This window comes from Nocardia sp. XZ_19_369 (assembly GCF_015355715.1).
Taxonomy (GTDB): domain Bacteria; phylum Actinomycetota; class Actinomycetes; order Mycobacteriales; family Mycobacteriaceae; genus Nocardia.
The window spans coordinates 251896-266497 of the sequence record NZ_JACVED010000007.1 but is presented as its reverse complement, the minus strand read 5'-3'; the positions used below and the strand labels follow the sequence as shown (position 1 = coordinate 266497).

Annotated in this window: 12 protein-coding genes; 4 read left to right on the top strand and 8 right to left on the bottom strand. The window is 67.2% G+C overall.

The window, feature by feature from the left end:
* Positions 1-59 precede the first annotated feature (59 nt).
* On the top strand, positions 60-1352 hold the full coding sequence (locus tag IBX18_RS26430; protein ID WP_194836212.1) for an acetyl-CoA C-acyltransferase: 1293 nt from the start codon (positions 60-62) through the stop codon (positions 1350-1352).
* Positions 1353-1547: 195 nt separating this feature from the next.
* Here the strand turns inward: IBX18_RS26430 and IBX18_RS26425 are convergent, their stop codons facing one another.
* The 4 genes from IBX18_RS26425 to IBX18_RS26410 form a co-directional block, all read right to left on the bottom strand.
* Entirely contained in the window at positions 1548-1793 is a 246-nt protein-coding gene (locus IBX18_RS26425) for a hypothetical protein (RefSeq protein ID WP_194836211.1), read from the bottom strand.
* Between the two features lie 278 nt (positions 1794-2071).
* Entirely contained in the window at positions 2072-2692 is a 621-nt protein-coding gene (bluB, locus tag IBX18_RS26420) for a 5,6-dimethylbenzimidazole synthase (protein ID WP_228541794.1), read from the bottom strand.
* Between the two features lie 214 nt (positions 2693-2906).
* Complete coding sequence (locus IBX18_RS26415; RefSeq protein WP_194836209.1) at positions 2907-3140, bottom strand: hypothetical protein; 234 nt, start codon at positions 3138-3140, stop codon at positions 2907-2909.
* 213 nt (positions 3141-3353) lie between these two features.
* Complete coding sequence (locus tag IBX18_RS26410; RefSeq protein WP_194836208.1) at positions 3354-4628, bottom strand: fatty acid desaturase; 1275 nt, start codon at positions 4626-4628, stop codon at positions 3354-3356.
* Positions 4629-4867: 239 nt separating this feature from the next.
* On the opposite strand from IBX18_RS26410, the gene IBX18_RS26405 reads away from it, so the two are divergent.
* Positions 4868-5866 carry an endonuclease/exonuclease/phosphatase family protein gene (locus IBX18_RS26405; RefSeq protein ID WP_194836207.1) on the top strand — a complete coding sequence of 333 codons (999 nt, stop codon included), beginning with the start codon at positions 4868-4870 and terminating at the stop codon, positions 5864-5866.
* A 47-nt stretch (positions 5867-5913) separates the two neighbouring features.
* On the opposite strand, the gene IBX18_RS26400 is transcribed toward IBX18_RS26405, so the two are convergent.
* The 4 genes from IBX18_RS26400 to IBX18_RS26385 form a co-directional block, all read right to left on the bottom strand.
* Positions 5914-7350 (bottom strand): fatty acid desaturase, encoded by a 1437-nt coding sequence (locus IBX18_RS26400; protein ID WP_194836206.1) that lies wholly within the window; start codon positions 7348-7350, stop codon positions 5914-5916.
* An 82-nt stretch (positions 7351-7432) separates the two neighbouring features.
* Positions 7433-8590: a ferredoxin reductase gene (locus IBX18_RS26395; protein ID WP_194836205.1), complete on the bottom strand. Its 1158-nt coding sequence runs from the start codon at positions 8588-8590 to the stop codon at positions 7433-7435.
* A gap of 105 nt (positions 8591-8695) precedes the next feature.
* Positions 8696-9229 (bottom strand): hypothetical protein, encoded by a 534-nt coding sequence (locus IBX18_RS26390; protein WP_194836503.1) that lies wholly within the window; start codon positions 9227-9229, stop codon positions 8696-8698.
* Positions 9230-9239: 10 nt separating this feature from the next.
* Entirely contained in the window at positions 9240-10652 is a 1413-nt protein-coding gene (locus tag IBX18_RS26385; RefSeq protein ID WP_194836204.1) for a wax ester/triacylglycerol synthase family O-acyltransferase, read from the bottom strand.
* On the opposite strand from IBX18_RS26385, the gene IBX18_RS43185 reads away from it, so the two are divergent.
* Positions 10584-11372 (top strand): Rv3235 family protein, encoded by a 789-nt coding sequence (locus IBX18_RS43185; protein WP_306796426.1) that lies wholly within the window; start codon positions 10584-10586, stop codon positions 11370-11372. The two genes, IBX18_RS26385 and IBX18_RS43185, sit on opposite strands and share 69 nt — an antisense overlap.
* A gap of 205 nt (positions 11373-11577) precedes the next feature.
* A complete protein-coding gene (gene secA / locus IBX18_RS26375; protein WP_194836203.1) occupies positions 11578-14430 on the top strand; it encodes a preprotein translocase subunit SecA in 2853 nt (950 codons plus the stop codon).
* Positions 14431-14602: the final 172 nt, after the last annotated feature.

The window sequence follows — 14602 nt, the reverse complement described above, 5'->3', positions numbered from 1 at the left end:
GACGGTGAACTTACTATGGAGTAAGTTTGGTGGTCATAGATCTCTCGAAAGGAAATCGCATGGCCACCAAGGCTGCTCGCCGTGCCGTTATCGTGTCCGGTGCGCGCACGCCGTTCGTGCGTGCGTTCACCGGATACACGCGGATGGATTCCATCGCTCTCGCTGATGCCGCCGTTCGGGGATTGCTGGAGCGCACCGGGCTGCCCGGCGCGCAGGTGCAGGCGATCGTGTGGGGCGGGGTCATCCTGCCGAGCGCGGCGCCGAACATCGCCAGGGAAATCGCGCTCGACCTGCAATTGGATCCGGGCTGTGAGGGATACACGGTGACCAGGGCCTGCGCGTCCGGCCTGCAGGCGGTGACCTCCGCCGCGGCCGCGATCGAGCGCGGCGAGTACGACATCATGATCGCCGGCGGCAGCGACTCCACCTCCAATGCCGAGGTCAAACTGCCGCAGAAGGTGGTGCACGCCGCCGCGCCGCTGGCGCTCGGTAAGCCGAAGCCGAAGGACTATCTGTCCGCGGTCGCGCAGCTCGCGCCGTTCACCGACCTGCTGCCGAGCAGGCCGAAGATCGCCGAGCGCACCACCGGTGAGGTGATGGGGGAGTCGGCCGAGAAGATGGCCCGCATCCACGGCGTCAGCCGCGCCGACCAGGACGAATTCGCCGCCCGCTCGCATCATCGTGCGGCCGCGGCCATCGATTCGGGCCGGTTCGACGACGAGGTTCTGCGGGTGCGCACCCCCGAGGGCACCGAGATCGCCCGCGACGGACTGGTCCGCGGGGACACCAGCATCGAAAAACTATCGAAACTCAAGCCGGTGTTCGCCGAAAACGGCACCGTCACCGCGGGCAATGCCAGCCCGCTCACCGACGGCGCGTCCGCGGTGCTGCTGATGAGCGAGGAGAAGGCCCTCGAACTCGGCTACCGGCCGCTCGCCGCGTTCCGCTCCTGGAGCTACGTCAGCGTGGACCCGACCGACCAGGTGCTCATCGGGCCCGCCATCTCCATGCCGCGGGCGCTCGACAAGGCCGGAATGTCGTTGGGCGACATCGACTTCGTCGACATCCACGAGGCTTTTGCCGCGCAGACCTTGTCCGTACTCGCGGCCCTCAACAGTGACGAATGGGCCAAGACCCGGCTCGACCGGGACACCGCCGTCGGCGAGATCGACATCGACAAGCTCAACGTGCACGGTGGTTCGGTCTCCCTCGGCCACCCCTTCGGCGCCACCGGGGCTCGCATGGTCACCACCATGGCGAACGAACTCGCCCGGACCGGGAAGAACGCGGCACTGCTCGGCATCTGCGCCGCAGGCGGTATCGGTGCGTCGGCGGTCCTGGAACGCGTCTGACCGCCACGCCCTGCGCTGCCTCGGCACTCCGTTGGTGAACCGCACACCGTTTTCGTGAGCCGCACGGCCTTTTCGTGAGCCGCACACCCTTTTCATGAGCCGCACACCCCGTATAGCGGGTGTGTGGCTCACACAAGGGGTGTGCGGTGTTAAACGAAGGGCCGGTACGGCTTTCGGCCGAAAGTTGGGGTCGGGCTAGCGCGGGCGGCGGGGGCGGGCCGGGGGGATCACCGGGATGGTGCCGTCGGCGGTGGGGCGGGCACCGTAGGAGGTGAAGGTGCGGCGCGGGGTCTGTGATCGGCCGCCTTCTTCGGCGATGATCCGCAGGCAGGTGTCGTGATGAGTCTCGCCGGGATGGCCCTCACGGCGCAGGCGCAGCATGGCATGCGCGAGGTCGATGCCCAGCTCATGCGACAGCCGGACGGCGTCGACATTGGCCATGGCAAACCTCCTGAGCTGACGAACTTTGTGCGCGAGACGAATTCATTGTCCTAGATGGATATCCTCCATGCGTACCCACTCGGCACCCAGACGAATCCTCGGGGTTGCGCGCGATGGCCGCGCGCCCGGTGATCTCACGCACAGCGAATCGCAGGCGGCGGTCGCCAATCGCACGCGAAATCGTGTGCGGCAGGCGTGTGTTCATCGAGCTGGTCGAGTCCGGGGGCGTGCGCCGTGGGGGTGATGGGCTGGATCGCGGGACATCAGTTAGGTGTGTGTTAGGCGCGGTAGGTCTCGAGGTGCACGGCCTCTTGCAGCGGTCGCCTGCCGCGCCAGCCGAATCGTTCCAGGTCGGGGATCTGCTGGAGTTCGTCGACGGGGCCGACGCACAACCAGGCGACCGGCTGGATGCCCTCGGGTAGTGCGACCAGGTCGGTGAGGAATTCGGGGTCGTAGAACGACACCCAGCCGACGCCCAGCCCCTCGGCGGTGGCGGCCAGCCACAGGTTCTGGATGGCGAGAACCGCGGAGTAGACACCGGTTTCGGGCACGCTGGCGCGCCCGAGCACCTGCGGCCCACCGCGGCTGTGGTCGTAGCTGACCACGATGCCCGTGCCGCTCTCGATGATTCCCTCGATCTTGATCGGCTCGAACGTCGCCGCACGCTCCGGCGGCAGCGACGCACGGAACTCCACCCGCTTGTCCGCCACGTGATCCGCGAATTTCCGCAACGTGCTCGGATCGCGCACCACCACGAAATCCCACGGCTGCGAATTCCCGACGCTCGGCGCTCGATGCGCGGCCTCGAGAATCCGCCACAGTGTCGCGTCGTCCACCAGCTCGCTGGTGAACTCCGCGCGCACGTCCCGCCGCACTCGAATCGCCTCGTAAACACTCAACCCGTCAGCACCCACGCGCCTACTCAACCACTCGGCCCTACTACGCAGACGAGCAGAGTCATATGGTCGTTGATCGAGCTGGATCAGCCACCATATGACTCTGCTCGTTTACCGCGAACGACCATATGACTCTGCCCGTTCCCGGAGTGGCCGGAATAAGACTGTGCGGGCGGCTGTAAAAGCCGCCCGCACAGTTGATTCGATTATTCGACGATCACCGCCGCGACCACTGCCCGTAGTGCTCGACGACGTTGCCGTTGCCGTCGAAGTCGCAGGTGCCGCTCAGCAGGCCGGGGGCGGCCACGAGATCCTTTTCGAGCTGCTTGGCGCAGTCCCACTCGGCGTCCGGCCCGGTGAAGACCTGTCCGTCGTAGGCCGACGCGACCCCTGTTGCGCCGAGACCGACGACCGCCGCGGCGGCACAGGCATAGAAGACCTTACGAAACATGTGAATCCCTCCCACTGTGAATGGCCCGGAGTCCTCCCTCGACGCCTGGAGCCGTGCTCAAACTATCAAGGCACGGTGCGTCGAACAAGATCGAATACGCCGAGTGTCAGTGGGAACTGCCATGTTTCGTCGAAATGTGGCACAGCGACGTTCCTGGCAAGCAGCGGCAGGTACGGTCCTCGACGGCCCGGGTCGGAACCCGGGCCGACCGGTTCACTTCGTGAGTTGCAATGCGCGCTCGACCGGCGCGGGGCGGCGGGTGAGGCGGCGGCGGCCGGAGGCGAGGGCGGTGCGCAGGCCGTGGCGTTTGCCGGTGACCGGGTCGATGAACGGGCCCGTCTTGCCGGCGAACTTGCGCTCCGAGGCGGTCTCGGGGGCGTCGTCGGCGGTGTCGCGCAGGTACTTGTCCGGCAGGGACAGTTTGAGGATGGTGCGCCAGGCCTTGAAGTACTGCACCGGCAGCGAACCGGTGGTGTAGGGCAGGTCGTACTTTTCGGCCAGCTCACGGACCCGCACCGCGATCTCGGCGTACCGGTTGCTCGGCAGGTCGGGGAAGAGGTGGTGTTCGATCTGGTGGCTGAGGTTGCCGGTCATGAAGTGGGTGAGCGGTCCGCCGGAGATGTTGGCGCTGCCCAGCATCTGGCGCAGGTACCACTGGCCCTTGGTCTCGCCGTCGACATCGGCCTTGGTGAACTTCTCCGCCCCGTCGGGGAAGTGACCGCAGAAGATCACCGCGTTGGACCACACGTTGCGGATCGCGTTCGCGGCGAGGTTGGCCGTGAGCGTGGAGAAGAACGCGGGGCCGGTGAGCGCCGGGAAGATCACATAGTCCTTGAGGACCTGCTTGCCCATCTTGGTCAGCGCTTCGCTGCGCTTGCGCTCGAACTCGGCCCGCTCGGGGGTGCCCGGCTTGAAGCGGCCAGCGGCCAGCTTGCCGAGCTCCATGTGCTGGATGGCGACGCCGTATTCGAACAGCAGCTGCAGCACCAGGTTGTAGACCGGGTTGCCCAGGTTGAACGGCTTCCAGCGCTGATCGCGGGTCACCCGCAGCAGCCCGTAGCCGATGTCGTCGTCCATGCCGAGCACGTTGGTGTACTTGTGATGCAGGTAGTTGTGCGTGTGCTTCCAGTGCTTGGCCGGGCCCGCGTTGTCCCATTCCCAGGTGCTTGAGTGGATCTCCGGATCGTTCATCCAGTCCCACTGCCCGTGCATGGCGTTGTGCCCGATCTCCATGTTCTCGATGATCTTGGACGTGCTCAGCAGGGCGACACCGGCCAGCCAGGCCGGCGGTAAGAAGCTGGCGAACAGGACGCCGCGGCCGCTGATCTCGAGGGCACGCTGCAGCCGGATGACGTTGCGGATGTACCGCGCGTCGCGCTCACCGCGCGAGGATTCGATATCCCGCCGGATCGCGTCGAATTCCGCGCCGAGTGCTTCCACGTCGGCCTCGGTGAGATGTGCGTATTCCTTGACATCCGAGATCGCCATGGCGGTTACAGTACCGTAAGTTACGTGACCGTAGGTTGCGTGGAGCTGAACGCTGGTGTGGTAAATCCCCCATTGCGATCACGATCATATGGTGCTAGATCAAGTATGCGGCCGTACAGCGTAAAGCCTTCTCTCGCATGGCGTTACGGCTCGACGGCGACCAGAGCTTTGCCCACTCGTCACGCGCTGTTCCGAAGATTCACCTAACTTCCAGCGTCCCTGACGAATGGAGTTCGATCATGCGATTATGCAAGGCGTTGCTCACGGCTGTTCTGCTGGCGAGTACCGCGCTGGTGGGGGTCGCGCCGACGGCGCAGGCCGGCGACCACGAGCGGGTGCGCGTGCTGACCTGGAACATCTTTCACGGCGGACGTGAGCCCACGCCGGACAATCTGAACGACCTGATCGACCAAGTGATCGATATCGAGCCGGACGTGTTCTTCGCCGTGGAAACCTACGGCTCCGGCGACCTCATCACCGACGCGCTGACCCGCCGGGCGCACAACGGCCGCTACACCGGCGTCCGCATCACCGACCGGCCCGCCGGCCAGGACAACCTGTGGATCTTCACCAAGTACGAGGTCGTCGCGTCCTACCCGAAGCCGCAGGGCGGCCCGGTGAGCGACTTCAATCTCGGTGGTGTCCGGGTCCGCGTGCCGCACGACGGTGAGCTGAATCTGTTCGCCACCTGGCTGACCTACACCGATCCATGGGACGGCTACCTGATCGACGAGAACGCGATCGACCGCCGCGACGGCCGCGAACCCCGCCACTCGGTCGCCGCCGTCGTGCAGGCCGGACGCGCCCAGACGCAATACATCACCGACATCGTGCAGAACCAGCTACCGAGGATGCTCGGCGGCAACACCGCACCCGTGCTGCTCGGTGGCGACTTCAACACGCTGCCCGGCGCGGACTGGACGCCGAGCCAGGCCGACTGTCCGAACCACTTCGGGCTCAGCTATCCGCTGACCGCAACCAAGGTCGTCACCGAGGCCGGTTTCGTGGACACCTTCCGCGCGGCCAACCCCGACGTCTGCGCCGTCCCCGGCCGCACCTGGAGCCCACTACCCACCGAGAAGCTGATCACCGATCAGCGGATCGACTTCCTCTTCGCCAAGGGCAACGTGGAAACGCGGGCGGCCCGCATCGTCGATCAACGCATGCGGCGCCACGGGCCCGGCGTCTTCTACTCCGACCACGCGGCGGTCGTCAGCGATCTGAAGGTGCGCTGGTAATCCACCGGACGAGCCGGGAGCTGATCACTCCCGGCTCACTCGATCGGTCAGCGACGGCGGCGATTGCGGAACAACGCCCGCTGCCGCTCGGCCTTGCGCTTCAGCGACGCCTGCTCGGTGCGGGCCCGGTCCTGCAGCGCGACGGTGGCCTCGCGCAGCGCCTCTTTCTCGTGCTCGGCCTTCTCGCGCAGCGCGCGCTTGGCCTCGCGCAGCATTTCCTTCTCCTGCCGCGCCTTCTCCTTCAGCACCACTTTGGCCTCGCGCATCGCCGAACGCAGCCCGCGTCGCTGCCCGGTCTCCGGGTCGACGCCGAGCCAGCTCGCGGTGTCCGAACTCGGCAGCGACGGCAGCGTGATGCCGGCGAACTTGTGTTCCGAGGACGTCTCCGGCGCGTTGTCGGCGGTGGCCTTGAGAAAACGGTCCGGGAGCGCGAGCTTGTGGATGGTCCGGAAGGCGAGCAGGTACTGCTTGCCGAGCGAGCCGGTGGTGTAGGGCAGGTCGTACTTCTCGCACAGTTCGCGCACCCGTACGGAGATCTCGGCGTACCGGTTGCTCGGCAGGTCCGGGAACAGGTGGTGCTCGATCTGGTAGCAGAGGTTGCCGCTCATGAACGCCATCGCGGGCCCGGCCTTGAAGTTGGCACTGCCGAGCATCTGCCGCAGGTACCACTCGCCGCTGGTCTCACCCTCGAGCTGCTCGATGGTGAACTTCTCGGCGCCGTCAGGGAAGTGGCCGCAGAAGATCACCGCGTAGGCCCACAGGTTGCGCACCAGGTTGGCGGTCGCGTTCGCCTTCAAGGTCGACAGGAAGGCGGGTCCAGTGAGCGCCGGATAAAACACGAAGTCCTTGCCCACCTGCCGGGCGATCTTGCGGGCGAACTCGCGGTTCGGCTCGGACCGCCACCCCGGCGGAGTTCCGGAGAGCTCTTTCTCGATGTCCCAGTCGTGCAGCGCGATACCCCACTCGAAGGTCGCGGCGAGCACCAGGTTGGCCACCGGTTGCACCAGGTGAACCGGCCGCCAGGCCTCGTCACGGGTCATCCGCAGGATGCCGAAGCCGAGGTCCTCGTCCTTGCCGAGCACGTTGGTGTAGGTGTGGTGCGAGTAGTTGTGCGCCCGCCGCCACTGCGACGACGGCCCGGTCTGGTCCCATTCCCAACTGCTGGAATGGATCTCCGGGTCGTTCATCCAGTCCCACTGCCCGTGGCTGATGTTGTGCCCGAGCTCCATGTTCTCGACGATCTTGGCGACCGACAGCAACGCGGTGCCGGTGAGCCAGGCCCAGCGGTTGCGGCTGCCGAACAGCACCGCGCGCCCGGCCACCTCGAGGCAGCGCTGCGCGGCGATGGTGCGCCGGATGTACTTCGCGTCACGCTCGCCGCGCGACTGCTCCACCGAGCGCCGGATCGAATCGAGTTCCTGCCCCAGTGTTTCGATGTCGGCCGCAGTCAGGTGGGCGAACGCCTGAATATCGGTGATTGCCACCGGGTGTCCTTTCGCTGCTCAATTTCACTCGAGGGTACCCAAACAACGTCGGCGGCGCGGTGAGCCGAGGCTCGGCGCGCGCTCAGACGTCGAGGGTGCAGTCGCCTGCCGCGGCGGAGATGCAGGTCTGCACCTTGTCGCCTTCGCGATGCTCGTCACCGTTGCGTAGGTCACGCACGTGCCCGGAAGCCAGTGTTACGACACAGGTTTGGCAGATGCCCATGCGGCAACCGAACGGCATCTGCACGCCGACGGACTCGCCCGCCTCCAGCAGGCTGGTCGCGCCGTCCACCTCGGCGGTGCGCCCGGTCTTGCCGAAGGTGACCGTGCCACCCTCGCCGACCGCGGAGCGCGCGATCTCGAACCGCTCCACGTGCAGCCGATCGGAGAGGCCCGCGTCGCGCCAGTGGTGTTCGATCTCGTCCAGCATCGCGGCGGGGCCGCAGGCCCAGGTGTGCCGCTCGCGCCAGTCGGGGAACTTCTCGTCGAGCCCGGCGAGGGCGAACTTGCCGTGCTCGCCGGTGAGGTGCAGGTGCGAATCGAAGCTCGGGTGCCGGTCGTGCAGGTCGCGCAGCTCGGCACCGAACATGACGTCCTCGGCGGTGCGCGCGGAATGCAGGTGCTGCACGTCGGTGACCATGTCGCGGCGGTCCATCGCGCGCAGCATGGCGAGCACCGGAGTGATCCCGCTGCCCGCGGTCAGGAACAACACCTTGTCCGGCGGCGGGTAGGGCAGCACGAAACCGCCCTGCGGCGCGGCGAGCCGGACCACGGTGCCCACCGGGACGCCGCTCACCAGGTGACTGGACAGGAAGCCCTCCGGCATCGCCTTCACGGCGATCGAGATGACGCGCTTGCCGCCCGCCTCGGGATCCGACCAGTTCGGCGGACAGGTGAGCGAGTACGAGCGCCAGTGCCAGCGCCCGTCGATCAGCACGCCGATGCCGATGTACTGGCCCGGCTCGTATTTGAAGTCGAAGCCCCAGCCCGGCTTGATCACCAGGGTGGCCGAGTCCGCGGTTTCCTTGCGCACGTCGACGATGCGACCGCGCAGTTCGCGGGCCGACCACAGCGGGTTGGCCAGATGCAGATAGTCATCCGGCAGCAACGGGGTGGTGACGCGTGCCACGGCCCCGCGCAACACGTTCAATCTGCCGCCGCGCTCGGCGACCGCGGCGGCCGGTGCCTCCAGCCACTCCCGCACGCTGCGCACGGAGAATCCCCCAGTTTTCGAGCTCATCGCTGCCGTTCGTCTTCCTGTTCGTCGGATGCGCTGCCCACGCCTCAGCAAGGTTACGGCATCGTAGGTTAGCCGGGAGGTCGTGGCCGCTCCACCCCGGGCGCGTCAGAGCAGCTCGAGCAGGAACGGCAGCTCCTGCGCGGCGTACCAGGCGAGCTGGTGGTCCTCGGCGTCGCCGAGCACGAATTCGGCGTCGGTGTCGCCGAGATCGGCGGCGTCGACCACGTCGACGGCCTTGGCCACCTGCGGCTCGGCCTCGGCCAGATCGACGTGCACGCAGCCGATCTGGTCGTAGGTGATCGGGCCGGCCAGCTTCACCACGGCGTCGTCGAGGTCGGAGCGCAGCTTCGCACCGGTCACATCGGCGGCGATCACGGCGCGCCGGTAGACCGGCCTGCCCGCATCGGCCGGTGCCGCGGTCGCGTCCTCATCGTCGTCACGTTCGGCGGCGAGCAGGCGCAGCGAGGCGCGGGCGGCCTCGCCCATCGCGACCTCGGCCAGCTCCTCGTCGTCGCCGGAGGCGTACGCCTCGCGCAACGCCGGGGTCACCGCGAAGGCGGTGCCGCCGATCGGGTGCAGCTCCCGGTTCGTGACGAGCTCGCGCAGCATCGGCACCGTCGCGGGGATATAGACCCGCATTTTCTCCTGATCAGACGCAGGCACCGAGCATCTCCTCCATGGAATCGCGCACCGACGCGGCCAGCACGCCGATGTCGGCCATCGCGTCGCGGTCGGCGTTGAGTCCGTAGAAAACGCGTCCGTCATAGGACGTGATCCCGATGCTCGAGGCCTGATTGCGCAGCAGTGGCGACACCGGATACATCTCCAGCATCCGCGCGCCGCCGATGTACATCGGCGTCTGCGGACCCGGTGCGTTGGTGATCACCAGATTGAACGTGTGCTCTGCGAAGGTACTCGCCGCACGCACACTCATGGCATGCAGGCTCGCCGGAGCGAAACCGGCCAGATGCACCAGGGTGCGCGCGCGAACGCCGCGATGATGCTTGCCGTTGGCCTCGGTGGCGTGCGAGATATGCGAAAGCCGCATGACCGGATTGGGTTCGCCGACCGGCAGGTCGATCAGGAACGAGGAGACCTCGCTGGCCGGTTTCAGCTGATCGCTGTCGGGCCCTTCGACATACACCGACATCGGCACCACGGCGCGCAACGTGGTCGATTCGGTGAGCGTCTCACCCCGCGACAGCAGCCAATTGCGCAGCGCACCGGAGACCACGGCGAGGATGACGTCGTTGATCGAGCAGTCGAACCGCTTGCGGATCTTGCGGTAATCCTCGAGATCGGTGCGCACCACGTCGAAGCGGCGGTTGCGGGAGGTGCGCGCGTTCAACGGGCTGTCCGGCGCGCCGGTCGTCGCCGCGCGCACCGCCGAGACCACCGAGTCCACCGCCCGGCCCGCGGCACCGATCACCGCGAAGGCGTGCCCGCTCGCGTGCCTGGCCACCTCCAGCGCCTCGCGTGGCTGGGCGGCCAGGTGGGTCAACGCGCCGACCAGCAGCTCCACGTCGTTGGGCTCGCGCGGTGCGTGCCAGGCGTTGTTCGCGAGCTCGCGCGGCGACGGCCCGGTATCGAGGATCACGTGGCCGATCTCCAGCGCGGTGTCGCCGTCGACCAGGGCCGAGTGGGTCTTGGTGAAGATCGCGCAGCGGCCGTCGGACAGGCCCTCGATCAGATGCATCTCCCACAGCGGCCTGCTCTGATCCAGCGGCCGGGAGGCCAGCCGGGCGACCAGGTCGTGCAGTTGCTCGTCGGTGCCCGGAGTGGGCAGGGCCGAGCGACGGATGTGATAGGTGATGTCGAACTGGCTGTCCTCCACCCAGACCGGGCGGCCGAGAGCGAACGGGATCTCCACCACCTTGCGGCGGTAGCGGGGGACCAGCGAGAGCCTGGCCTCGACCAGATCGACCAGCCGGTCGTAGTCCAGCACCGGATCGGCGCCGTGCTCGGCATTCCGGACGATCGCGAGGGCGCCGATATGAATCGGGTTGCTGCTCGACTCGAGCCGATAGAAGGACGCGTCCTGCGGCGTCAGTCTCGTGATCACGCTGCCCGATGCTCCCTTTTTTCGATGCCGCCTCACGCCTATTGTGCTGCTGCCACAAGGGTTCAGCTGCTCCGCTGTGGCTTATTCGGTGAAATCGGCGTTCCCCTTTACCCGCTGCGGCTTCCGTGGCAAGCTGTCTGCCTCGAGCCAGGGGAACTCGATTCGAACACAGGGGGACACCGGATGCACAGTCGACGACCATCGCTTTCGCCCGCGCCACGGCTCGAGCCACCGCTGGACGGTGATCGGCCGGGCCGCCCTCGATCGGAGGCGTTGTCGCCACGAGCCGCGCTGCCCTGTCACCGTCGCATGCCGTCGCATAGCGGGTCGACCAGTCGGGCGGCGGAGCGACGCGCCCGGCACGACGGTCGCCCTCCATCGTACGGCAGGGATGGCGAAACAGGTTCGGCCGCAAGCCGATTCGCGGAAAGTTCGCTACGGCTGGTGCTCGAGGTGCTGGACGGCCGCCGCCCCGCGGTCCAGTTGCGCAGGCTCGCCGCGCCGTCGGTGCTCGCCGCGATCGAGACGCTGGCGCGGTCGGCGCCGCCGGGCCGCAAACTCGGTCCGGCCCTGCTGACCAAGCTCGGGGTCGAGCTGACCGGCCCGAACACCGCCGAGGTATACGGCCGATATCAGCGCGGGAATCGGGAGTTCGCGGTGGCCGCGTGCGTGGTGTTGCACCGGGCCGGCTGGCAGCTGACCGCCTTCCGCGTACTGTGAGTACCAGGGCGGACGACACGGCCACGGGCTGATGTTGCCGAAAGGCGCTGCTCGTCGGCACTGACGTACGGCGCCGCATTACCATGAAGCGTGCAGCGGATTCCGCACTCGTGGCGCGAACCCGCACGCCGGCCGTGAGTCCACCCCTCGGCCCGGCGCCGACGACGACACGAATGACACACCGACCAGAGGACTGACGAGACCCGTGCCTGCGCTGACACTGACGAGGTTGCTACGGATTGGTGAGGGTCGCATGGTCAAGCGGCTCGCCAACTTCGCCGATCAGGTTCTCGACCTCGAGTCGGAGTACGAGCAACTCACCGACGCCGAGCTGCGCGGCAAGACGGACGAATTCCGCGAGCGCTACTCCGACATGGTCGCCGACGGCGCGGCCGATCCGCTCGGCGCGCTGATGGCCGAGGCCTTCGCGGTGGCCAGGGAGGCCTCCTGGCGGGTGCTCAACCAGAAGCACTACAAGGTGCAGATCATGGGTGGTGCCGCGCTGCACACCGGCAACATCGCCGAGATGAAGACCGGTGAGGGCAAGACGCTCACCTCGGTGCTGCCCGCCTACCTCAACGCGATCAGCGGCGACGGCGTGCACATCGTCACCACCAACGACTATCTCGCCAAGCGCGACTCCGAGTGGATGGGTCGCGTGCACCGCTTCCTCGGGCTCGAGGTCGGCGTGATCCTCGGCGGCATGACGCCCGCGCAACGGCGGGTGTCCTACGGCGCCGACATCACCTACGGCACCAACAACGAGTTCGGCTTCGACTACCTGCGCGACAACATGACGCACTCGCTCGACGATCTGGTGCAGCGCGGGCACAACTTCGCCGTGGTCGACGAGGTCGACTCCATCCTGATCGACGAGGCGCGGACCCCGCTGATCATCTCGGGTCCGGCCGACGCCTCCAGCAAGTGGTACGCCGAGTTCGCGCGTATCGCACCGCTGTTGAAGAAGGACCTGCACTACGAGGTCGACATCAAGAAGCGCACCATCGGCGTGCACGAGGCCGGCGTCGAGTTCATCGAGGATCAGCTCGGCATCGACAACCTCTACGAGGCCGCCAACTCGCCGCTGGTCAGCTACGTGAACAACGCGATCAAGGCCAAAGAGCTCTACACCCGCGACAAGGACTACATCGTCCGCGACGGCGAGGTGATCATCGTCGACGAGTTCACCGGACGCATCCTGGTCGGGCGCCGCTACAACGAGGGCATGCACCAGGCGATCGAGGCCAAGGAAGGGGTGGAGATCCAGCCGGAGAACCAGACCCTGGCGACGATCACCCTGCAGAACTACTTCCGCCTCTACGACACGCTGTCCGGCATGACCGGTACCGCCGAGACCGAGGCCGCCGAGCTGCACCAGATCTACAACCTCGGCGTCGTCCCGATCCCGACCAACCGTCCGATGGTCCGCGCCGACCAGTCCGACCTGATCTACAAGACCGAAGAGGCCAAGTTCGCGGCCGTGGTCGACGACGTGGTCGAGCGGCACGAGCGGGACCAGCCGGTGCTGATCGGTACCACCAGCGTCGAGCGCTCGGAGTACCTGTCCAAGCAGTTCACCAAGCGCGGCATCGCGCACACCGTGCTCAACGCGAAGTTCCACGAGAAGGAAGCCGAGATCATCGCCGAGGCCGGGCGGCCCGGCGCGGTGACCGTCGCGACGAACATGGCCGGTCGCGGTACCGACGTTGTGCTCGGCGGCAACCCCGACATCATCGCCGACCTCATTCTGCGTCGGGAGGGCCTCGACCCGGTCGAGACGCCCGACGCCTACCAGCAGGCCTGGCTGCCGACGCTGGAGCAGGTCAAGGCGCAGACCGCGGCGGACGCCGATCGGGTGCGCGAGGCGGGCGGGCTCTACGTGCTCGGCACCGAGCGGCACGAGTCGCGCCGCATCGACAACCAGCTGCGTGGTCGTTCCGGCCGTCAGGGTGACCCCGGCGAGTCCCGGTTCTACCTGTCGCTGGGCGACGAGCTGATGCGCCGCTTCAACGGCGCCGCGCTCGAGGCGATCATGACCAGGCTCAACCTGCCCGACGATGTGCCGATCGAGGCCAAGATGGTCTCCAAGGCGATCAAGAGCGCGCAGACCCAGGTCGAGCAGCAGAACTTCGAGATCCGCAAGAACGTGCTCAAGTACGACGAGGTGATGAACCAGCAGCGCACCATCATCTACGGCGAGCGCAACCGGATCCTGCGCGGCGAGGACATGGAGGGCCAGGTCCAGGGCATGATCACGGACGTGATCACCGCCTACGTCAACGGCGCCACCGCCGAGGGCTACGTCGAGGACTGGGATCTGGACAAGCTGTGGACGGCGCTCAAGACGCTGTACCCGGTCAAGATCAACTACAAGGACCTGACCGGCGAGACCGCGGTCGGCGAGGCGGGCGATCTCACCCGCGACGAGCTGCTCGAAGCGCTGCTCGACGACGCGCACGACGCCTACGCGCGGCGCGAGGCCGAGATCGACGGGCTGGCCGGCGCGGGCAGCATGCGCAATCTCGAACGGCAGGTGCTGCTTTCGGTGCTCGACCGCAAGTGGCGCGAACACCTCTACGAGATGGACTACCTCAAGGAGGGCATCGGCCTGCGGGCCATGGCGCAGCGCGACCCGCTGGTCGAATACCAGCGCGAGGGCTTCGACATGTTCACGGCGATGCTCGAGGGCCTGAAGGAGGAGTCGGTCGGCTTCCTGTTCAACCTGCAGGTAGAGGTGCAGCAGCCGCAGCCGGACGGCGTCTCGGTCGATCAGGGCCTGCGTTCGCCGGTCGGTGCGATGGCCGCGCCGCGTCCGCTGCCCACCGACGAAGCGCCCGTCGGCAACGGCACCGCCGCTCCGGCGGCATTGCGTGCCAAGGGCATCGACTCCGGTAACCAGCGTGGTCTCAGCTACTCCGGACCCGACGAGGGCGGGCACCGCGAGGTGCACAGCGACGCCGAGGAGTACGGCGACGGCACCACCCGCCGCGAGCGCCGCGAGGCCGCCCGCTCGCAGGAAAAGCCGAAGCGCGCACCGAAGCCGCGTCGCCGCCACTGACGTGGTGTAGCTGAAACGCAAAGGCGCCCAAGGACTCCGGTCCTGGGCGCCTTTTGCGTTTCCGCCGCACAGCCCGGTCGGCCGCACACCTTTCGATTTCCCGCACAGGGTTTCGCATGCGATTCCGTGTGCGGAAAATCAGGACCTGTGCGGCTGGTCGGTGCGGGGCAGC

Bases quoted from the DNA above. Each gene is read 5' to 3' on its own strand.
- IBX18_RS26430 (WP_194836212.1), top strand. From the start codon at position 60: ATGGCCACCAAGGCTGCTCGCCGTGCCGTTATCGTGTCCGGTGCGCGC.
- IBX18_RS26425 (WP_194836211.1), bottom strand. From the start codon at position 1,793: ATGGCCAATGTCGACGCCGTCCGGCTGTCGCATGAGCTGGGCATCGAC.
- IBX18_RS26415 (WP_194836209.1), bottom strand. From the start codon at position 3,140: ATGTTTCGTAAGGTCTTCTATGCCTGTGCCGCCGCGGCGGTCGTCGGT.
- IBX18_RS26410 (WP_194836208.1), bottom strand. From the start codon at position 4,628: ATGGCGATCTCGGATGTCAAGGAATACGCACATCTCACCGAGGCCGAC.
- IBX18_RS26405 (WP_194836207.1), top strand. From the start codon at position 4,868: ATGCGATTATGCAAGGCGTTGCTCACGGCTGTTCTGCTGGCGAGTACC.
- IBX18_RS26395 (WP_194836205.1), bottom strand. From the start codon at position 8,590: ATGAGCTCGAAAACTGGGGGATTCTCCGTGCGCAGCGTGCGGGAGTGG.
- IBX18_RS26390 (WP_194836503.1), bottom strand. From the start codon at position 9,229: ATGCGGGTCTATATCCCCGCGACGGTGCCGATGCTGCGCGAGCTCGTC.
- IBX18_RS43185 (WP_306796426.1), top strand. From the start codon at position 10,584: ATGAATCGGGTTGCTGCTCGACTCGAGCCGATAGAAGGACGCGTCCTG.